This is a genomic window from Albidovulum salinarum (assembly GCF_025673475.1).
In the GTDB taxonomy this organism is placed as follows: domain Bacteria; phylum Pseudomonadota; class Alphaproteobacteria; order Rhodobacterales; family Rhodobacteraceae; genus Albidovulum; species Albidovulum salinarum.
Genome location: NZ_JAOVQO010000012.1, coordinates 1 through 18,759, shown reverse-complemented (window position 1 = coordinate 18,759; position 18,759 = coordinate 1). Strand labels below are relative to the sequence as shown.

Annotated in this window: 19 protein-coding genes and 3 pseudogenes; 12 read left to right on the top strand and 10 right to left on the bottom strand. The window is 61.7% G+C overall.

Going from position 1 to position 18,759, the window contains the following annotated elements:
- Positions 1-37 precede the first annotated feature (37 nt).
- The 5 genes from OEZ60_RS13320 to OEZ60_RS13300 all read right to left on the bottom strand — a co-directional run bounded on the left by OEZ60_RS13320 (position 38) and on the right by OEZ60_RS13300 (position 5,032).
- Complete coding sequence (locus OEZ60_RS13320; RefSeq protein ID WP_263337013.1) at positions 38-1,117, bottom strand: ABC transporter ATP-binding protein; 1,080 nt, start codon at positions 1,115-1,117, stop codon at positions 38-40.
- 11 nt (positions 1,118-1,128) lie between these two features.
- Complete coding sequence (locus tag OEZ60_RS13315) at positions 1,129-1,947, bottom strand: ABC transporter permease (RefSeq protein ID WP_263337012.1); 819 nt, start codon at positions 1,945-1,947, stop codon at positions 1,129-1,131.
- Complete coding sequence (locus OEZ60_RS13310; RefSeq protein WP_263337010.1) at positions 1,944-2,789, bottom strand: ABC transporter permease; 846 nt, start codon at positions 2,787-2,789, stop codon at positions 1,944-1,946. Before OEZ60_RS13310 ends, OEZ60_RS13315 begins: the two co-directional genes overlap by 4 nt.
- A 92-nt stretch (positions 2,790-2,881) precedes the next feature.
- Entirely contained in the window at positions 2,882-4,006 is a 1,125-nt protein-coding gene (locus OEZ60_RS13305; RefSeq protein WP_263337008.1) for a polyamine ABC transporter substrate-binding protein, read from the bottom strand.
- A gap of 132 nt (positions 4,007-4,138) precedes the next feature.
- On the bottom strand, positions 4,139-5,032 hold the full coding sequence (locus tag OEZ60_RS13300) for a LysR substrate-binding domain-containing protein (RefSeq protein ID WP_263337005.1): 894 nt from the start codon (positions 5,030-5,032) through the stop codon (positions 4,139-4,141).
- Between the two features lie 100 nt (positions 5,033-5,132).
- On the opposite strand from OEZ60_RS13300, the gene OEZ60_RS13295 reads away from it, so the two are divergent.
- Entirely contained in the window at positions 5,133-5,912 is a 780-nt protein-coding gene (locus OEZ60_RS13295) for a creatininase (RefSeq protein WP_263337002.1), read from the top strand.
- A 162-nt stretch (positions 5,913-6,074) separates the two neighbouring features.
- Here the strand turns inward: OEZ60_RS13295 and OEZ60_RS13290 are convergent, their stop codons facing one another.
- Complete coding sequence (locus tag OEZ60_RS13290) at positions 6,075-7,289, bottom strand: M24 family metallopeptidase (RefSeq protein WP_263336999.1); 1,215 nt, start codon at positions 7,287-7,289, stop codon at positions 6,075-6,077.
- Positions 7,290-7,591: 302 nt separating this feature from the next.
- Positions 7,592-8,488, bottom strand: coding sequence for a LysR family transcriptional regulator (locus tag OEZ60_RS13285; protein ID WP_263337371.1), 897 nt, complete (start codon positions 8,486-8,488; stop codon positions 7,592-7,594).
- Between the two features lie 130 nt (positions 8,489-8,618).
- On the opposite strand from OEZ60_RS13285, the gene OEZ60_RS13280 reads away from it, so the two are divergent.
- The 3 genes from OEZ60_RS13280 to OEZ60_RS13270 are packed head-to-tail and all read left to right on the top strand — an operon-like array spanning position 8,619 to position 10,891.
- Positions 8,619-9,041 (top strand): DoxX family protein, encoded by a 423-nt coding sequence (locus OEZ60_RS13280; protein ID WP_263336997.1) that lies wholly within the window; start codon positions 8,619-8,621, stop codon positions 9,039-9,041.
- Between the two features lie 57 nt (positions 9,042-9,098).
- A complete protein-coding gene (gene ygiD, locus OEZ60_RS13275; protein ID WP_263336994.1) occupies positions 9,099-9,920 on the top strand; it encodes a 4,5-DOPA-extradiol-dioxygenase in 822 nt (273 codons plus the stop codon).
- Positions 9,921-9,931: 11 nt separating this feature from the next.
- Entirely contained in the window at positions 9,932-10,891 is a 960-nt protein-coding gene (locus OEZ60_RS13270; RefSeq protein ID WP_263336992.1) for a glutathione S-transferase family protein, read from the top strand.
- Here OEZ60_RS13270 and OEZ60_RS13265 read toward each other — a convergent pair.
- Both OEZ60_RS13265 and OEZ60_RS13260 read right to left on the bottom strand, forming a co-directional pair.
- Positions 10,813-11,376, bottom strand: coding sequence for a hypothetical protein (locus tag OEZ60_RS13265; RefSeq protein WP_263336989.1), 564 nt, complete (start codon positions 11,374-11,376; stop codon positions 10,813-10,815). The genes OEZ60_RS13270 and OEZ60_RS13265 overlap by 79 nt on opposite strands.
- The gene (locus OEZ60_RS13260) at positions 11,373-11,678 is read right to left on the bottom strand and encodes a DUF1153 domain-containing protein (protein ID WP_263336986.1); all 306 of its coding nucleotides are present in this window, start codon (positions 11,676-11,678) and stop codon (positions 11,373-11,375) included. The genes OEZ60_RS13265 and OEZ60_RS13260 overlap by 4 nt, the downstream gene beginning before the upstream one ends.
- A 299-nt stretch (positions 11,679-11,977) precedes the next feature.
- Here OEZ60_RS13260 and OEZ60_RS13255 point away from each other — a divergent pair.
- Both OEZ60_RS13255 and OEZ60_RS13250 read left to right on the top strand, forming a co-directional pair.
- A pseudogene (locus tag OEZ60_RS13255) lies at positions 11,978-13,182 on the top strand (IS256 family transposase).
- Positions 13,183-13,465: 283 nt separating this feature from the next.
- On the top strand, positions 13,466-14,098 hold the full coding sequence (locus OEZ60_RS13250; protein WP_263336985.1) for a hypothetical protein: 633 nt from the start codon (positions 13,466-13,468) through the stop codon (positions 14,096-14,098).
- Between the two features lie 90 nt (positions 14,099-14,188).
- Here OEZ60_RS13250 and OEZ60_RS13245 read toward each other — a convergent pair whose 3' ends face one another.
- Complete coding sequence (locus tag OEZ60_RS13245; protein WP_263336982.1) at positions 14,189-14,425, bottom strand: hypothetical protein; 237 nt, start codon at positions 14,423-14,425, stop codon at positions 14,189-14,191.
- A 353-nt stretch (positions 14,426-14,778) separates the two neighbouring features.
- Between OEZ60_RS13245 and OEZ60_RS13240 the strand changes: the two genes are divergently transcribed.
- The 6 genes and pseudogenes from OEZ60_RS13240 to OEZ60_RS13220 all read left to right on the top strand — a co-directional run.
- Entirely contained in the window at positions 14,779-15,423 is a 645-nt protein-coding gene (locus tag OEZ60_RS13240; RefSeq protein ID WP_263336980.1) for a Tn7 transposase TnsA N-terminal domain-containing protein, read from the top strand.
- A 2-nt stretch (positions 15,424-15,425) separates the two neighbouring features.
- Entirely contained in the window at positions 15,426-15,755 is a 330-nt protein-coding gene (locus OEZ60_RS13235) for a hypothetical protein (RefSeq protein ID WP_263336978.1), read from the top strand.
- A gap of 442 nt (positions 15,756-16,197) precedes the next feature.
- On the top strand, positions 16,198-17,400 hold the full coding sequence (locus tag OEZ60_RS13230) for a hypothetical protein (RefSeq protein ID WP_263336977.1): 1,203 nt from the start codon (positions 16,198-16,200) through the stop codon (positions 17,398-17,400).
- Between the two features lie 408 nt (positions 17,401-17,808).
- Positions 17,809-18,447 carry a hypothetical protein gene (locus tag OEZ60_RS13225; protein ID WP_263336975.1) on the top strand — a complete coding sequence of 213 codons (639 nt, stop codon included), beginning with the start codon at positions 17,809-17,811 and terminating at the stop codon, positions 18,445-18,447.
- Positions 18,371-18,604: pseudogene (locus tag OEZ60_RS22295) on the top strand (hypothetical protein); the annotation flags it as partial. The gene OEZ60_RS13225 and the pseudogene OEZ60_RS22295, both read left to right, overlap by 77 nt.
- Positions 18,605-18,634: 30 nt before the next feature.
- Positions 18,635-18,759 (top strand): annotated as a pseudogene (locus OEZ60_RS13220) (transposase); the annotation flags it as partial.

Below are 18,759 nucleotides of genomic sequence, written 5' to 3'. Positions count from 1 at the left end.
TTCGCTCGAGCGCGGGCCAGGCTCGGGTATCCCAAGATCAATCATTCGACAGCACATGCGTGTCTTCGGGCCGCCAGGAAACATAAAGCTCTTGACCGGGTGCAATCGGCAGACGACCGATTTCCTCGTGCGAGTTCTGAACCCGAATTTCTGACCCGTCGCTGGCTTCGAGATACACAGTCGCCGTAGCCCCGGAGAACTCCTCGCCAACCACCTTGGCAACGGTGAAATTCAGGTCCGATTGCGGTTTCTCGACGCCAAGTTCAGTGCGCGTGTCAAGAACGACGCCCGTTGCATTCTGCCCCTTGCGGCGCTCCGCCTCCGCCTCCGGCAAACGGAAGGTTCCGATTGGCGTTTCAAGCATGCCCTGGTTGCTGACCCGCCCTGAAAAGATATTGGACGACCCAAGGAACTCAGCAACGAACCGCGTTTTCGGCGCCCTGTAGATCTCTTGGGGGGTGCCGATCTGTTCGACTTTCCCCTTGCTCATGATCACCACGCGATCGGCCATCGCGAACGCCTCGGACTGGCTGTGGGTCACGTAGACGAAGGTAATGCCGAGCTCCCGCTGGAGGTTCTGGAGAACCGACTGCATCCGTACCTTCAGATGCGCGTCGAGGGCGGAAAGCGGTTCGTCAAGCAGCAGGATCTCCGGTTCGACGACGAGTGACCGCGCCAGCGCAACGCGCTGCCTCTGGCCGCCGGAGAGCTGCGAGATGTTGCGCGTCGCAAACTCGCTGATCTGCATTCGCTCCAGCCAGTTCTCGGCCCGCTGCCGGCGCTCCTTCGCGCCGACACCGCGCATCTTCAGCGCGAATTCGACGTTCTCAATGACGTTGAGGAAGGGGAAGAGTGCGAGGCTCTGCCATACCATCGGTGTATCGCGCTGCCAGGTAGGCAGATCGTTGATCGGCTTTCCGCCAAGCCGGATCTGGCCTTCGCTCGGCGCTTCCAGGCCGGCGAGCATCCGCAGCGTCGTCGTCTTGCCGCAACCGCTCGATCCCATGATGGCGAGGAACTCGCCCTTCTGGATTTCGAGATCAAGCCGCTGCACCGCGACGAAATCGCCAAACCGTTTGATGACGCCACCGAAGGTGACCAGCGTTTCCTGAGTCATGCGAAAATCTCCTAGTCGCCGGCACCGGCGCGCGGTGCGCGCGACCGGCCGGTCAGCAGAATTTGGGCGATGATGACCAATGTCATCGAGGTGACGAACACGAAGGTGCCGATCGCGTTGATGCGGGGGCTGACCTGGCCCTGAAGGAAGCCGAGAACCTTCACCGGAAGCGTCTCGTTCAGCCCCGAGACGAACCAGGCGATGGCGAATTCGTCGAAGGACACGGCCATGGTGATGAAGAGTGCGGCGAAGATCGCCGGGCGGGCAAATGGTACAATCACATGTCGCATCGCCGCCCATTCCGAAGCCCCGAGATTCCACGCGGCGGCTTCGAGATCGGGGTCCATCTGCGACAGGCGTAGCCGGATGATCGCCATGGCGAAGGGCGAACAGATCACGATATGCGCAATGATCACCGAGATCGCCTGGCCCGAGAGGTTGAGCCGCGACAGATAGGCGAGCATGGCGAGGCCGAGAATCACGACCGGGATCGTCGGCGGCAGGAGCGCCAGCGCCAGATAGGCGGTCTTGCCGAGGAACTTGTAGCGGAAATCGGTGTAGGCTGCGCCGAACCCCAGCGCGGTGGAGATCACGGCCACGATCACGCCGACGGCGAGCGTGTTTCTCAGCCCCTCCCAGACCAGTGGATCGGTCGCGACCGCGCGATACCATTCGGTCGAGAACGAGCCGAGCGGGATCGAGGGAAAGCGGTCGGAGTTGAACGAGAAGACGAAGCTCGCGGCGATTGGCGCGAAGACAAACGCGAAGCTCAGGACAACGTAGAGCCGAAGCGCGAACTCGATCAGCGGATTGCGGTTTGCGTCGTTCATTTCCCGGCCCCTTTGTAAGCGAAGCGCACGGCGGCGAAGGCGACGGCGAGCAGCGTCGCGATCATCGTCAGCGCGATGACTGCCGCGCGTGGCCATTGCTGGCCCGATTTGGTGGTATCCGTGATCAGGATCGAGAGCGTTGTCGGGTCACCGCCGCCCAGGTAGATCGGGCTGACGAAGTCGCCGAAGCACAGGATGAAGCTGAACAGCGCCGCGATCACCAAACCGACGCGCGCCGAGGGAATGACCACGGCAAATACCGTGCGCAGGCGGCCGCAACGCAGGTTGTGCGCAGCTTCGATCAGCGTCCGGTCGACGAAGATCAGGCTGAAGAGTTGCAGCAGGACGACGAGCGGGAAGGTCAGCGTCAGATAGCCGATCATCGTGGCGAAGACGGTGTTGAGCATCGGCAGCGGCCCGAGACCGGCGAGGCCGAGAAGGCCGTTGATGATGCCGTTGTCGGACAGGAATATCTGCCAGGAATAGACCCGCACGAGATAGCTCGTGAAGAAAGGGATTACCATCATGAAGATCGCCAGCTGGCGCATGCCCGGCGTCAGCTTGAATGCGATCGCATAGGAGCAGGGGAAGGCCAGGATGCTGGTGATCGCCGACGCGGCGGCGGCCATGGCGAGCGTCAGGCCATAGGACTGCCAGAAGACCGATCGGCCGTACATCGTGACCCAGTTAACGGTATCGAAATCCGGTTGCATCCGGAAGTTGCGCACCGTCCAGAAGCTCAGCGCCACTAGAAAGACCAGGGGAAAAACGAAGAACAGCAGCTGCCACAGCAAGAGCGGCAGGGAAAAGGTCAGCCCGTAAATGGTGACGCGCTTGTGCATCGATGATCTTCCCCGGCTTGGTGGTTTCTGTCCGGCAGCGGCCGAACATGCATTGGCCGGCCGGCGGCGCCTGCCGCCGGCCGGAGAACCCGTCAGGCGCCCTTGTATTCGGACCAGAAGTCGTTCCAGTCCTCGAGGCTCTGCTGCACGGGCAACTGCCGATACTTGATCCGGCCGTCGCGAATGAGGTCCATCACGTTCGACTGACCCAGCACCATGTTCTGACGCGCGGCCTCCTCCGGCACCTCCTGATTGAGCCGCTCCCAGCCATTCTGGTTGGGGATCAGCGCCGGATAGGCGGCCATGTTCGCAGACTTCGCCTGGCCGTTTGCCGAGGTGATGTACTGGATCCATTTCTTGGCGAGATCGGCCTTCGTCGAACCCTTTCCGATCGAGAACGACTCGGTCCATTGCAGCCCGCCCTCGTCCGGAATCCGGGTGGCTACCTTTGCCCCGTTCTTCTGAAGCACGCCGGTGATCCAGTCACCGATACCGGCGAAGGCCAGCATCTGACCGTTCTCGAGCGACGAGAAGGTGCCGCCGTAGTCGAAGTAGCCGCCGACCTGCGGTCTGAGCGACATCGTCTTCTCCTTCACCGCCTCCCAGGCGGTCTCGTCGATGTCGTAAGGGGTGGCGTTCCCGTTCAAAAGGCTCATTTGCCCCAGGTTCGGCAGGTGCCAGTCGAAATGGCCGAGTTTGCCAGTGAGCTTCTCGCTCCAAAAGATATTGTACGACGACGCTTCCGTTTCGGTCAGGGCGTCGGTGTTGTAGGCCACGCCGAGAAAGCCGAACCGGGTCAGCACGGAGTAGAGCTTGCCGTCGGACCAGTGGCCCGGGAACTGCTGGAACTCGGGGAAGAACTCGTCGAACGGGTAATCGGCCGGATCGAGTTCCTCGATGTAACCGGCAGCGTTGAGCTGTTGCACGTATTCGGCATCTGACAGGATCACATCGTATGTGCCCGGCGGCGACTGCGAGATGAGCCCCAGCATGTTGTCGCCGCCAGTATAGTACTTAGGCTTGAACTTGACGTTGTTCTCGGCCTCGAACTCCGCGACTACGTCGGGCTCTGCGTGGCCGTACCAGGCAAGCATCGTCAACTCGACGGGTGCCGCGAAGGCGCGACGGTTGAGCATCGGCGTGGCGAGTGCGGCGGCACCGCTCGCCAGCAGAGTTCGCCGGGTCAGACGTGTGGCTGATGGTTTCAGTTCGGTCATTCTACGCTCCCATTCCTTGTGGACGCACCGTCGGGGGTATCTTGATAGGGAATGCTAGTGACCGAGCTTGGATTAGCAAAATCGGTAATTGAAATCATTCGATTTGCGTTGCAAATATCGAGGGCTGTCGTGTCAGGCCGAGTGAGCGTTCTCGCCGGCCCCTATCGTGTCCAGTTTGTTGACCAGGTCACTCACGAGCTTCAGTCCGGCGTCTGACAGTCTGGGATGCTTGTAGAACAAGCCTACGCGTAGGCTTTCAAGAGGCGGGAAACCTACGGATGCATCCAGAATCCTCATGCCCGGCAACAGCGTCGCGCGGGTCACTGCGCTCACGCAGAGCCCGTTGAGCACGGCATTCTGGATACCTGATATCCCGGGATCCACATAGACGATGCGCCACCGCCGGCTTGCCGCATCGAGTGCGTTCACCATCCGCGAGCGGTATTCGCAACCCTCGGGGTGAGCCGCGAGAGGAACCGGTGACGCGGGCTTCAGCACGAAGGTTTCCGCGGCGGCCCAGACGGGCCTTTCTACCCACGAGCGCGACAGATAGGGCATTTGCGCGCTCGGCATCACCGCAATGATTATGTCGAGCTCGTCCGCGCGGAGTTGCCTGTGCAGCTTGCGACTCAGGTCGCAACGGATTTCCAGTTCGACCTCCGGATGGGCATGGCTGAAGTCAGTCAGTGCGGTGCGAAGGAACGCCACGGCATAGTCCGTGGGCAGTCCGATCCGCAGTACACCGGCGATCTCGGCCCGGTGGAAGTAGCTGACCGCCTCGTCATTGATACGCACCATCTCCCGAGCGAAGCCGAGAAGAAGTTCGCCATCCTGTGTCGGAACCGGGGTTCTTCCGTCCTGGGTCAGGAGAGTCGCGCCGACAAGATCCTCCAGCCGCCGGATCTGGAGCGAGATTGCCGGCTGGCTCCGGCCCAACGCAGCTCCCGCCTTGGAATGTCCACCCAGTTCGACCACGGAAACGAATGTCCGCAAGAGATCGGTCTGAAGGTTGATGAAGCGGCGCATGGATTAAACTTTCAAATGCCAAGATCAGAACAATCTATTTTTCTTATGATGCTGGAACAACATAAATTCTGAGGAAAGCACAACACATGGTGGAACGACGATGCCCCAGACTTCGCCCTTTGCCTCGGAACTGACGTGGCCTGTCTATGATGAAAAAGTGCGCCACGGCGCGACGCCGATCCTGATTCCGATCGGCTCGATGGAGCAGCACGGCCATCACATGCCGTTACATGTGGATGTTCTGCTTCCGACCGAATTCGCCCGCCGCGCCGCGCTCGAGGTCGGTGGACTTGTCGCGCCGCCTTTCACCTACGGCTACAAGTCGCACCAGAAGTCGGGCGGCGGCAATCACCTGCCTGGCACCACGAGCCTCGACGGCGCGACCTTGGTGGCCGCCCTGCGCGACGTGATCAAGGAATTCGCGCGCCACGGCGTGCGCAAGATCTGCCTGGTCAACGGGCATTTCGAGAATTCGTGGTTTATCGTCGAGGGAATCGACATCGCGTTGCGCGAATTGCGCTGGGACGGGATCGAGGACATGAAGATCGTGGTCCTGTCTTACTGGGACTTCGTCGACAAGGATACGATCGCGCGGCTCTATCCCAACGGCTTCCCCGGCTGGGATCTCGAACATGGCGGCGTACTGGAAACCTCGCTGATGCTCGCGCTCTATCCCGAACTGGTGAATCTCAAAGCTGCCGTCGACATCGATCCCGCGACGTTCCCGCCCTATGACGTCTATCCGGTCAAGCCGGAATGGACGCCAGCCAGCGGCACGCTGTCTTCCCCGAAGGAGGCGACAGCGGAAAAGGGCGAGATCCTCCTCAAAGTGTGTTCAGCAGGCATTGCCGGCGCGCTCAAAGCTGAATTCGGACAATAAGCCACGTCTTCTTGCCCGGCTTCAGCGCGCTCCCCGGGAAGGTCGGGTATCAGAAAAGGGGCCGGTTTCCGGCCCCTTTTCCTTTCAAGCTCAGGCGCCGAAGGGTTGAACGCCAAATGGGGCCCGGGTTGTCCGGGCCCCATTCGCAAATTCCGGCGGGGTTCAGTTGCGGATCACGTTGTGTTCGGGTCCGAAGGGGAAGCCGGTGATGTTCTCTGCCCCGTCTTCGGTGACGATCAGGATGTCATGCTCGCGGTAGCCGCCGGCCCCCGGCGTTCCCTCAGGCAGCATCACCATAGGTTCCATCGATACGACCATGCCTGGTCTCAATTCTGTATCAATGTCTTCGCGCAGTTCGACGCCGGCTTCGCGGCCGTAATAGTGGCAGAGCACGCCGAACGAATGACCATATCCGAACGAGCGGTATTTCAGAAGGTCCCACTGCCGGTACATGTCGTTCAGTTCGAGCGCGATTTCGCTGCACTTCGCGCCCGGCTTGATCAGTTCAAGCCCGCGCCGATGGACGGCCACGTTCTTTTCCCAGATGTCGAGGCTGGCGTCATCGACACTGTCGCAGAAGAGCGTGCGCTCGAGCGCCGTGTAATAGCCGAAGATCATCGGGAAAGTGTTCAGCGACAGGATGTCGCCCGACTCGATCTTGCGGTTCGTTACCGGGTTGTGCGCGCCGTCGGTGTTGATCCCCGACTGAAACCAGGTCCAGGTGTCCATCAACTCGACGAAGGGGAAGGACTTGGCGATCTCGCGGATCATGGCGTTGGTCGAGGCAATCGCCACCTCGTGCTCCGGTACGCCCGCCTTGACCGCTGCTGCCACCGCCGCGCCGCCGACGTCGCAGACCCGCGCCCCTTCGCGGATCAGCTTGTGCTCCTCTTCCGACTTGATCGAGCGCATCCACATCGAGGGCTGGCCGATGTCGACGAATTCCACGCCCGGAAGCGCCGCTTCGAGCTGGGTGCGGTAGTCGAGCGACACATGGTCGAACTCGATGCCGAGCCGCTTCGCGCCGGGCGTCAGCTGCCGGACGGCGCGGTAGAAGTTGTCACGCCGCCAGTCGGTATAGGTGATATTGTTGCCAAAGCTGCGACGCCACGGCTGTCCCCCGTCAATCCCGGCCGAGATCGTGGTCGCTGCGGTCGGCGTGATCACCATGCCGTACTTGCGGCCGAAATAGCAGTAGAGCCAGCCCGAATAGTAGTTGATACAATGATAGGACGTGAACAGCGCCGCATCGACATTATTGTCGGCCATCCACTTGCGAACGTCATCCTGCCGCCGCTTCATCTCGGCGTCGGAGAACGGCGAATAGTCCTTTTCGCCGTTGTGCCACTCCATGACGTGCAGCATGTCATCGGTCATCGCGTAATCCTTTCCTCGGATATGTGTTGACCGGAGAAAAGTATGCGGCTGTTTCGGCGCAGAGAAATTAATTGAACCAATGAGTGGATTTGGATGGCTTATTGAAAGTCGCGGCGCGCAACGATTGTCACCGGGGCTGCGGAGACGGGTTGTCGCGGGCGAGACGACACGCAGCCGATGCCAACCTTCGGAGAGCGCCCGGTCAGGCGGAGACTTTGAGGACGAACCGAAGCCCGGGATATGGCGGACAACCGCTAGTGAGGTTCCGAGCAGAGGCTCGCCCGGAAGTCGATCTATCCGACTCAGAGGATTGCGGTGCTCCCAATATCCTTGACAGCGAAGTCGATCAGCGCCCGGACCTTTCGGGGCAGGGCACGTCCCTCCAGATAGACCGCGCCGACAGGGCCGGTTTCCCCGGCAAAGGTCTCCAGAAGCGGGACGAGGGCGCCGGTTTCCAATGCCCCGCAAAGGGCGAAACGCGGAACGTAGGCAATACCCATGCCCCGTTGCGCCAATTCGATGGCGGCGCGGGCCGAGTTGACTTGGAACCGACCCTCGACAATGGCGGTCTCCTTGCTTCCCTCACGCTCAAAGACCCAACGGCGGGGGGTGCGGCGGTTGGTGTCGACGATGCAGGCGTGATCCGACAGTTCGGCCGGCGTCTGCGGCGCGCCGTGCTGCGCGACGTAATCGGAGCTCGCGACGGCGACGCTCCGGAACTCACCCAGCCTGCGCACCTTGAGCGAGGCCAGGTCAAAGCGCCCGATCCGGAAGGCAAGGTCGATCCCCTCGGCGGCAAGATCGGTGTAGCGGTCGTTCAGCCGCAGATCGAGCATCACGCCGGGATTGGCCGCCGCGAACCGGCCCAGCATGCCGACGACGTAGACCTCTCCGAAGGTGACCGGCGCCGAGATGCGCAGAACGCCGGAGATGCCGCGCGAGCCTTCTGAGACTTCGGCGAGAAGATCGTCGAGATCGCCGAGCAAGGCGGGGACCCGAGCAAGGAGGTCCTCGCCCGCGGGCGTCAGGCCGACCTTGCGGGTGGTGCGTTGAAAGAGCCTGACCCCGAGCCGGGATTCGAGCTCGGCGACGTATTTCGACGTCAGGCGATTCGAGATTCCGAGTTGCTCGGCGGCGGCGGTGAATGAGCCAGTTTGCGCGGTGGCGACGAACGCCTTGAGTTGGTCGACGAGATCCATGATGGGCCATTTAAGAACAAAATGAGGTAAGTCAATCAACAAAGTCTCTATTTTGTTGATAGTCTGCAAGCCTTAGTTTCGCCGCATCGATCAAGGCCGCCGCGCAGGCGGCACAAACAAGGAAAACGACATGACCACGCAGACCTCTTCCGACTATGCCGCCCTCGCGCTTCGCGTCTCGAGCGGCGCTCTTTTCCTCGCCCATGGCTGGCTGAAGGTCAGCGTCTTCACGATCGCCGGCACGGTCGGCTATTTCGAAAGCCTGGGCCTGCCGGGGCTGTTTGCCTACCTGACCATCTTCGCCGAGATCGCCGGCGGACTGGCGCTGATCCTCGGCATCGGCACGCGGCTCGTCGCGCTGGCACTGATCCCGGTTCTGCTCGGCGCCACCTGGGTACACGGGGGCAATGGCTGGCTGTTCTCGGGCGAGGGCGGCGGTTGGGAATTCCCGCTGTTCTGGGTCATCGTGCAGGCGGCGATCGTGCTTCTGGGCGGCGGCGCCCTCGCGGTTCGGGTGCCCGCTCTGCAGAAGTCCCTCGGCCACTTCGCCTGACAAGACACCCAGGGTCGGGCCGCCGGATGCGGCCCGACCGTACTCAGGATAGACATCATGCAGACGCACAGCCTACCGCAGCTTCGGGACCGTTTCGCACCGTCCGGCCGGATGCCGGTCGTGTTCCTCGGCCACGGCAGTCCGATGCACGCGATCGAGGACAGCGCGTTCAGCCGCGCCTGGTCCGTGCTCGGCCGGAGCCTTCCGCGCCCGCAGGCGATCCTTGTCGTCTCGGCGCACTGGATGACCCGGAACACGACGCTGGTCGACGTCTCGGCGATGCCACGCACGATCCACGATTTCTACGGCTTTCCGGAAGCGCTCTACGCGGAGCACTACGCGGCCCCCGGAAATCCGCACCTGGCGCGGGACGTTGTAGCGCTGCTTGCCAGCCATCGCGCCCAGGAGGATGACACCTGGGGTCTCGATCACGGCGCCTGGGCCGTGCTGAAGTTCCTGTATCCAGAAGCCGATGTGCCGGTCTTTCAGGTCTCGATCGACATGGGACGGGGGCTCGCGCACCAGCTTGAGATCGGCCGGACCCTGTCCGAATTGCGCGACCGCGGCGTCCTGATCCTCGGCTCCGGCAACGTCGTGCATAACCTGGGCGCCATGCGATTCGGCGGCAAGCCGCGCGACTTCGCGCTCGAATTCGACGCGCTCTTCGCCGATCGGCTGACCGAGCGTGACTTCAACGCGCTCGTCGACCGCGAGGGGCTGGGATCGCTACTGACGATGGCTCATCCGACGATCGACCACTACCTGCCCGCGCTCACCATCGCCGGCGCCTCGAACGCGCGCGACGACCTGACCTTCATGACCGATGCAATCGACCTCGGATCGGTGTCGATGCGGTCATTCGTTTTTCACCGGAAATGAGGATAAACACGATGCTTTTCGAAGGAAAATGGGTTGAAAACTGGCAGCCGGTGCAGAAGGCCGACGAGAAGGGGCGCTTCGTGCGTCAGGTTTCGAGCTTCCGCAACTGGATCACGCCCGATCGCCGGCCGGGACCGACCGGTGAGGGTGGTTTCCCGGCCGAGGCGGGGCGCTATCGCCTCTATGTCGCGCTCATCTGCCCGTGGGCGTCGCGCACGCTGATCGCCCGGAAACTCAAAGGACTTGAAGATCTGATCCCTGTCACCGTCGTCAACCCCACGCTGACCGATCAGGGCTGGAGCTTTGGCGGCTATCCGGGCGCGGACGAGGACCCGCGGTTCGGCGCGCGTTACATGCACGAGCTTTACAGCCGCGCCGATCCCAAGTTTACCGGCCGCGCCACGGTGCCGGTGCTGTGGGACACGAAGCAGGACATCATGGTGAACAACGAAAGCGCCGACATCCTGCGGATGTTCGACACTGCTTTCGAGCATCTGGCCCCCTCCGACCTTCGGCTCTATCCCGAGGATCTGGCGGCGGAAATCGACGGCCTTGGCGCACGGATGTACGGACTGCTCAACAACGGCGTCTACAAGGCCGGCTTCGCGTCCTCGCAGGAGGCCTATGAAGAGGCGGTGGATGGCGTTTTCGCCATGCTGGACGAACTCGAGTCGAGCCTGACGGGCGATTTCCTCTTCGGCGACCGCCTCACCGAGATCGACATCCGCGCCTTCGTGACGCTCATCCGCTTCGACGCGGCCTACCACGGTCTCTTCAAGACCAACCGCAGGCAGATCAGGGATTACCCGCGTCTTTCAGCATACATGGAACGGATACTGCAGATACCCGGCGTGCGCGCGACGGTCGACATGGATCACATCCTGCACGGCTACTATTCGATCAAGGCGCTCAATCCGCAGGGCATCGTGCCGGAGATCCCGGACCACGTCGCGACTTTGCTGCGGGTGTGACCCAAGCGCCTGAGGCGAAGGGCGAGGCCGCGTCGCCCTGAGCGTGACAGGTGCCAGCCCAGAAGCTCGCGCGTGTGGCAGTCGATCACCAGGGCCAGCGAAGCCCAGCCGTCCTTGCCGGTCCAGACACGCGCCAGATCCGTCGACCAGCGCTCGTTCGGTGTGGTGGCGACGGACGGCACGGCCTGGATGCGCGGACGCATGCCCACGGCGCGCTTGCGGACCTGCCAGCCCTTGATCTGGAATATCCGTTGCACGGTGTTCTTGTTGAAGCCCAGGAGCCACGCGACCGTCCGATAGCCGAAGGAGTGCTCCTCCTCGATCATCGCCTTGATCGGCTCGGCAAAGCGCGGATCGACCTTGGGAGCCGCCTTGGTTGGCTTGTAGTAGACCGTCCGCCGCGGCACGCCGAACCAGGCGCAGAGCTTGGAGAGCGGCACCGCGATACCATCGGCCAGAAAGCCCTCATGGAGCGTCCGGATCAATTGCCGTCCTCCCGCTCCATGAGGGCCGCCAACTTTTTTCGGGCGCGCAGTTCCAGCATGGCCTCGCCGTAAGCCTCCTGCAGATCCTTCAGCTGCTTCTCATATTGCTCGCGGATGTCGAGCGGGTTGGCCCGCAGCGAGTTCTCCATGCCCCACTTGGCATCCTCGACCCAGCCCTCGATCTCGGAAGGCGACAGATCATACGACCGGCTGGCCTCTGCCACCGTGGTCTTGCCCTGGGTAATCTCGATTACCAGCGCCGTTTTGCGCTTTGCCGTCCAACGCTTGATGTTGTCTTCCACTGGTACACTCATCGCTACTTCTTCCTTCCTGTAGCATGAGCAGGTTTTCACTGGGTCGATACATCTTGTTCTTGATGATAAATGCGCGCTCCTTGACCAGGCCGATCTCATAGGCTTCGGCCCCGGAGGTTGACTAGGTAACAACCACAGAGCTTGCTATCGATCGCCAGATTGAACGTTAGCGTCCGCGCACGTGGTGTAATTTCGGCGCCTTTGTCGGTGTGATCCCGGGTGGCCATCGAGGTGTATGGTCGAGGTGGAGTTTCGACGCTTCAACCACGAACCTTACGGAGACCCCGATGACCAAAGCCAACATGGACCTGTCCGAGCTTCTGGCCAAGCACGATCAGGGCGACTTTCTGCGCAGTATCGCCGAGGCCGTCCTGCAGCTGATCATGGAGACCGATGTCGACGGCTTGATCGGTGCCGGCAGGCATGAACGAAACGGTGAGCGCACGACCTGGCGCAACGGGTATCGGGAGCGCGCGCTCGATACCCGTCTGGGCACGCTGAACCTGCGGGTTCCGAAGCTCCGGCGGGGAGCTACTTCCCCGGCTTCCTCGAGGCCCGCAAGACTTCGGAACAGGCGCTGGTGGCGGTGATCCAGGAGGCTTGGATCGGCGGCGTCTCCACCCGGCGGGTCGACGACCTGGTGCAGGCCATGGGGCTCTCCGGCATCTCGAAGAGCACTGTCTCGAAGCTCTGCAAGGACATCGATGAGCGGGTCGGCGAGTTCCTGAACCGGCCGCTCGCCGGCGACTGGCCTTATCTCTGGCTGGACGCCACCTATCTGAAAGTGCGTCAGGGCGGCCGCATCGTGCCGGTCGCGGCGATAATCGCCGTCGCAGCCAACACCGAGGGCCGCCGGGAAATCATCGGCCTGGGCATCGGGCCGTCAGAGGCCGAGACCTTCTGGACCGAGTTCCTGCGCTCCCTGCGCGCCCGCGGCCTTGGCGGGGTCCGGCTGGTGATCAGCGACGCCCATACTGGCCTCAAGGCCGCCATCGCCCGGGTTTTTGAGGCCACTTGGCAACGCTGCCGCGTCCACTGGATGCGGAACGCCCTCGCACATGTGTCCAGAGGCCAGCACACCGTCATCGCCGCCGCGATCCGGCAGGCCTTCGACCAGCCCGATCGCACCCATGCCGGCGAGACCTGGCGCAAGGTCGCCGAGCAACTGCGCCCCCGTTGGCCCAAGCTGGCTGATCTGATGGACGCCAGCGAGCACGACGTCTTGGCCTACATGTCCTTCCCCCGCCAGCACCGCACCAAGTTGCACAGCACGAACCCCATCGAGCGGCTGAACAAGGAGGTGAAACGGCGAGCCGACGTCGTGGGAATCTTCCCCAACGAGGCATCCATCATGCGGCTGATCGGAGCGGTGCTGTTCGAGCAGAATGACGAATGGCAGACCGCCAGCCGCTACATGATGGTCGAGGCCTTCGCCCAGATCGACAACGAGGAGATCGACCCCATTCTCAGCATCACAACAAAAGCCGCCTGATCATGCCCTCAGGTCATCTGGGAAATTACACCACCTTGACGGACGTGACCAGATTGAACAGCGCAAGGTTTCGAACGTTGTTCGCGATCTCGAGCTGTCATCTTATCCAATCGGGACCCGTTCTCATCGGCCTCCAAAAGGGATCACTCTGGTGTGACGCAAGCTGGCCCGACGTGACGCACATCAGGTGATGATTTTTCGGAAAAACTTTTACCGTAAACTTGACGCGTGTTCTGGCCGCTGCTATCAGTATGCCAACAAGACTTCTCGAAGGGTGCCGGTCATGGCGACGAAAGGCGAAATGGTCAGGGCATCGGCCGATCTGTTCGGCGAGAATCCCAACAAGGTTGACGCGATGGCGCGTATGCTGGCGCAGGCCGGCCTGCGCAGCCCTGGCGGACGTGGGCGCGCCGCGGCTGCCATGACAGGCAGGGATGTCTTCCATCTCAACCTGGCTCTGGCCGCGGGGATCGAGACCAAGGATGCCCCTGAGTTCGTTTCCAGGCTGACGGAGCTCAAGCTGGTCTACGGCGAGCTCTGGCAGGATGACGACATCCGGTGGGATGTGTCGGAGGAAATCCTTAGCAGAAAGCTGTTTGCCGCACTGAACCGACTGCCCGTGCCCGGCTTGAAGCTTGCCCCGACTTTCGGGGACTTCTGCGGGCATTGGCTCGACGCTGGCTTCGAAGATCACGCCGGCGGTTTTGCCAACGCAAAGGTGTCGGTCGAAGTCAGCACGAACGGACCCCATGCAGTCTTCTCACATCAGTCGGACGCCGGCGACCTCAAGATCTGGTTCGGACTTGAGCCTCGTGAGATCGGAACGCCGGTGTGGGAGCGTCGCGTCATGATGTCGGATGCGCTTTTCCGAAAGTTGTCCGCGCTGGCCGGTGCTGGAGAAATAGAATCAGACTGACGATGAGCAATCGGCACTCGGTTCTTCGTCGGATTCCAAGCCGAATCAACGCGTCATCGTGAACCCGATGCGCGGCCCTGATAGGCGTCGTCAATCAATCCACATGATTTCCCCACGGTTTTCCATGGGATTATCAACAAGAAATCCGAAGCCCTCAGATCTTTTTCTGGCAGGTGAGAAATGTCCGCGTACAAGAACAACGAAACGACCCTCGGTTTTTCCCAGATCGGTGGCAAAACTTATCATGGGGATATGATCGGATTCGCATGTCTGATGGGCCTGAATCGGTGTTGCGAAAACCTCCGCCGCCCCCGAAAACCTGGGCATGGACAGCTGCTGACATCTGCGTCTAGGGGCGCTTCTCGAATACGCGGTTGATCAAGCTTCGCCCGGTTGGGTTTCCACAAGGCACGAGCGTTTCTGGCCGTTGATTGGAACACTGCAAACTGAACGAAGTGGAGCGCCCAAAGACACTTAGCAGCAGCTAAGACCGGCCTTTCCAAGGCCGCCATCCCCCACCAATGCGAACTCGGTTCCTTTGCAGCAACCCGCTGTTGGCACGCTCGTGCCCGCGGGAAAAGAACCGGCTTCGCAAAAATCAAGCAACATAACCCGGCGCCCGCAGCGCGGCCGGGGCAGGAGAAATCATGTCTTATCACTTCAAGAAGGGTGGCATTCGCTTGCCCGAGGAAAGCACTGGTGACCGCGACACACAGGTTGCCTCGACGAAACACTTCACCGGATGCGGCGTCTTTGGCGACGGGCCCGGCGTTCGTACTGGCCTGGAAAGCCACCTTGAGGGCAATGCCGTCCTGCTCATGGTCGCCCGCCCGGACACTCTTGAAGTCCGGGAACAGGTCCTCTTCGAGTGGTTCGATGAGTTCGGCGAGTTTCACGATCACTACATCGACTTCGTCGTGATCCGGAAGGACGGCAAGGTCATCGGATACGCCGTTCGGCCGATGGAGCGTGTCAGCCAGCGCTACCTGCTGAAGCTGTCGCGCATCAAGCAACAGGCGATCGAAAGGGGCTTCCTCGACGACTTCCGCCTGTTTTCCGACGACGATGTCTGTCCGGTCGAGCTGTTCAACGCGAAGCTGTTTCACTCGGTGCGCCGGCCTGATCCCTTTGGGGATCCTGTCGCTCAGGGTGTCGTGCGCGGCACTGTCGGCGTCGTGACGATCGAGGACCTCGTGGCCAGGATCGGCCTCGACGGGATGGGGTTTCGCGCGATCATTCGGCTGATCCGGTCCGGTCATCTGCGGATGGTCCACTACGAGCGCATCACTTACCGGTCCATGGTGTTCAAGGCGAAGGAGGTTTGATCATGGAAGGCATGCTTGCACGGCTGCAGGAATCGGCCGCGAGGGATGCGACCGCAGAACGCAACACTGGGATGTTTCCCGAGGTTCTCGACGCGGCAATCGAGAAAGGAAATCGCTCTGCCAAAACCTGCAGTGTGGAAAGGTTCTTTTCCGAAGTTTCCCTGCTGTTTGAGAAGAGCCTTCTGAGCTGCGAAAAGCCTGATCCGGTCGGGTTCGTGCGTGTGATCGACAAGGTGCCCGACATTATCGTCGACCTCCACTCGGTGATGCAGGGAGCCCGGAAATCGCCGACCACCGCGGCAGCCGGACCGGGACGCGCGTTCCAAAACTGATCCTCCGGTGCCGGCGTCGTCCGGAAATCCAAGTCACGCCGGCACCGTTCCTGATCCCACCAAACTCCAACCCCCGAAATCCTAGGCGGTCCCCGCCTGGGCTCAGCCAACTCATGCCTATCAAAGGGAAGATCATGTCCAAGGTCGAATGGAAAATGTTCGCAGCACCGGCAGTGGTGCTCGTGGACTGCGGTAGCGCGCTTCAGGCGAAGTGCTTTCAACGAGCCTTAACTGCCACCATCGGTTCCAGTGCCAAGCCCAGACTTCAGGGCGGCAGCGCGCCTGCCCTCCCATCGCCGGTCCGCCGCCCGCAGGGCCAGACAGATCACTCCGACACCTGAACGCTTCCTTCCAGACTCTCTGCTCCCGCGATGCCGCTTACGGCCATCGCGTCCACCCTTGCAGCCTCTCGCTGCCCCATACCCAACGAAAGGACTTAAAAATGGATCTCTCCTTCAGCTTCGAGAATGCGCGCTACGCCTTTGGCAAAGCGGACCGTGTGACGGTCGAGGGCATCCCCTACCGCGTTCATGTGGAGACCGAAGTCGGCGTCGTCTTCACCCGGGATGACACCACCGCACTGTCCGCCCAGTTCTCGCACGCCGACCTGGCCCGCCTTGGGAGCCTCGGCCGGATCCGCGTGGAGCGCGACTACTTCGACCGCGAGGCGGCACGCAAGCGCCAGCTGAAATCACATGTCTCGACCTCCGCGCTCATTGGCCGACCGATGCGCCGCCTGACAAAGAAGGATGCCTATTGCCAGGCCGCCTTGGAGCTTCATCACGAGAAGCTGATGGGCTTCACGGATACGTCGATTGCGGCGAATACCCAGCTGCTGGTCGGCCGCGTCTTCCTGCGTGGCGCGCTGAGCAAGAACGTAACGCGTGAAGGGCGCCCCGGTGCGCGGAAGGCTTTCGGGATGCTCTACAGCTGGCTCTCTGCCAGCCGGCTGTCAAAGGATCCCGGGCCGATCCGTGTCATTCTGCGCGATGTAATCGCCCAGAATGTGCCGTTGGTCACCGGGCGGAAATTGCTCGGCGAGCCGGTCGTGCGGCCGCGCTTGAGCAGCGTACGCTCTATCGCCAGAACGGAAGGTATCCATCCGAAAACCTTGCGCAACGTTTTGCGGGCTGCCGGTCTGTTGCCCCATCAGGATGAAGGCGACGCCGTCGAGCGCATCATCGTGGATTACGACCGGGCAAGAGGCCTTATCGATGCGGCCAAGCATGCGGTGCCGGCGTCGCAGGTGCCAGACATCCTGAATGCCTCTCGACCGCTGGTCGCGGCTTTGATCGAGCTCGAAATCCTGACCCGTATCCACGATCATGATGGGTTGAAAAGCAAGGTTGGAAAGGCAATCGACGGCCGCAGCATCCAGAAAGTCCAGACCTTCCTGAAGGACAAGATCCCGTCGGTGGCGGAAGCACCCGAGGGTCTTGCTTGCCTGTCGAATTCGGCGGAGCGGGCGCGAGCCAGGCTCAAGGTGATCCTCGAACTTCTCTTCGCGGGGCATCTTCACCGGGTCGTTCGCCTTGCCGGGCAGACGGGTTTCGGAGCGATCCTGGTCGATCCCGAAGAGATAAAGCGCGTGCTCGAATCTCCGCCGCCCGGCTTGTCGGAAGAGGTGTACTACGCGTTCGCCTGACCGCCAGGCTGGCGATACGATACCAGGAACCAGGATGCCGCCCTCGGGCGGCATTTTTGTTGCCAACTTTCGATGGTCATTTGAAGTGTGCAGAATGGACAAACGTGCCGCCGACGTGGGTCAGGGGTCATAAATTATCTATATAAATCAATGGATATCCAGAGCCCAATGGTCATTAATTGGTGGGTTCCACATGTGTTGAAAAGGCGGGCAATTGAGCCCCATTCGACCCAAATCGACGACCATTTGTCGGGTGATTAAAGTCCACCGGCCCGGAGGCGGGCCGGTTTCTATATAATTTCAATAGGTTGACGCATCGCTTGATTCCGCGGCATTGCGGAATCGATCGGCCATCGCTGGCGCGTCCGCGCCAGTCTGGCCCCGTTGACGCGCACCCCCTCCATCCGCATGGTCCGGCTCAAGACCCGGGTTCTTCTCCATCTGTGCCTCTGTCCTGACCGATGCGGTCCGGCGGGCGCCGTGGCGGCGCGTGCCGCCCCTGTTTCGGAAAGGACCATCCCTATGCCCCGCATCCCCTTCATCGCGGCCCGCTTCCCCGACAAGACCGAGTCGAAGGATGACATCGAGATCCGCCTGAGCCGACACCTTCGGGCCCTCCGCGTCCGCAAGGCGGAAGACCAGGCTGACGATCCGATCAGCGATACGCCGGACGAGGACGGGAGCGACGGCTGGCGGTCGCCGACGGATCTCGGCGAAGACGACCGCCGTCGCATCCGGCGCCGGGCCACGGCGCTCATTGCCCGGCGCGAGGCGGCCTCCGGGCTGGGCCATCTCAGGAAGGAGGAGCGCGAACAGCTTTCCGTCCTGCGCGAAGGGTTGCGTCTCGTTTCGATCCCCAGCGAATATCGGGCCGATGAGCTGGCGGCCGAGTTTCATGCCGAGATGCCCTGGATGGGATGGCTGGCGCCGCTCGGCAAGGGACTTCACATGGAAAGGCACGGGCGTAGAGATAAAAACCACTACTCGCGCCACCTCAAGTCACGCCATCCATGGCGTCCACCAAATCGAGCCTATTCCTGTCAGTGATGACGACACAGGGGAAGCGCGCCTGCTCCTCGTAAGCATCGGTCTGTGCCATGCAGGTCTCAATGCGCCTGCTTTGTCGATCCCTTCCTTGGTGGAGAGCATACTTGAGCGTCTCAAGGCCACCGGGGCGAGCGGCTTGGTCGACGAGTTCCTAAAGCGCGTGTCTGTGTACGGCGCGGAGTCGGGCATTACCGAGCAGACCTACTATCGCTGGCGCATGCAGTATGGCGGGATGGGAACCGCCCAACTGAGGGAGCTCAAGCGGCTACAGAAGGAGAACGAGCGGCTAAGAAAGGCCGTGTCGGAGCTGAC

Coding starts and splice junctions, on each gene's coding strand:
- OEZ60_RS13320 (WP_263337013.1), bottom strand. CDS start 1,117: ATGACTCAGGAAACGCTGGTCACCTTCGGTGGCGTCATCAAACGGTTT.
- OEZ60_RS13315 (WP_263337012.1), bottom strand. CDS start 1,947: ATGAACGACGCAAACCGCAATCCGCTGATCGAGTTCGCGCTTCGGCTC.
- OEZ60_RS13310 (WP_263337010.1), bottom strand. CDS start 2,789: ATGCACAAGCGCGTCACCATTTACGGGCTGACCTTTTCCCTGCCGCTC.
- OEZ60_RS13305 (WP_263337008.1), bottom strand. CDS start 4,006: ATGACCGAACTGAAACCATCAGCCACACGTCTGACCCGGCGAACTCTG.
- OEZ60_RS13300 (WP_263337005.1), bottom strand. CDS start 5,032: ATGCGCCGCTTCATCAACCTTCAGACCGATCTCTTGCGGACATTCGTT.
- OEZ60_RS13295 (WP_263337002.1), top strand. CDS start 5,133: ATGCCCCAGACTTCGCCCTTTGCCTCGGAACTGACGTGGCCTGTCTAT.
- OEZ60_RS13290 (WP_263336999.1), bottom strand. CDS start 7,289: ATGACCGATGACATGCTGCACGTCATGGAGTGGCACAACGGCGAAAAG.
- OEZ60_RS13285 (WP_263337371.1), bottom strand. CDS start 8,488: ATGGATCTCGTCGACCAACTCAAGGCGTTCGTCGCCACCGCGCAAACT.
- OEZ60_RS13280 (WP_263336997.1), top strand. CDS start 8,619: ATGACCACGCAGACCTCTTCCGACTATGCCGCCCTCGCGCTTCGCGTC.
- ygiD (WP_263336994.1), top strand. CDS start 9,099: ATGCAGACGCACAGCCTACCGCAGCTTCGGGACCGTTTCGCACCGTCC.
- OEZ60_RS13270 (WP_263336992.1), top strand. CDS start 9,932: ATGCTTTTCGAAGGAAAATGGGTTGAAAACTGGCAGCCGGTGCAGAAG.
- OEZ60_RS13250 (WP_263336985.1), top strand. CDS start 13,466: ATGGCGACGAAAGGCGAAATGGTCAGGGCATCGGCCGATCTGTTCGGC.
- OEZ60_RS13245 (WP_263336982.1), bottom strand. CDS start 14,425: ATGCCCAGGTTTTCGGGGGCGGCGGAGGTTTTCGCAACACCGATTCAG.
- OEZ60_RS13235 (WP_263336978.1), top strand. CDS start 15,426: ATGGAAGGCATGCTTGCACGGCTGCAGGAATCGGCCGCGAGGGATGCG.
- OEZ60_RS13230 (WP_263336977.1), top strand. CDS start 16,198: ATGGATCTCTCCTTCAGCTTCGAGAATGCGCGCTACGCCTTTGGCAAA.
- OEZ60_RS13225 (WP_263336975.1), top strand. CDS start 17,809: ATGGTCCGGCTCAAGACCCGGGTTCTTCTCCATCTGTGCCTCTGTCCT.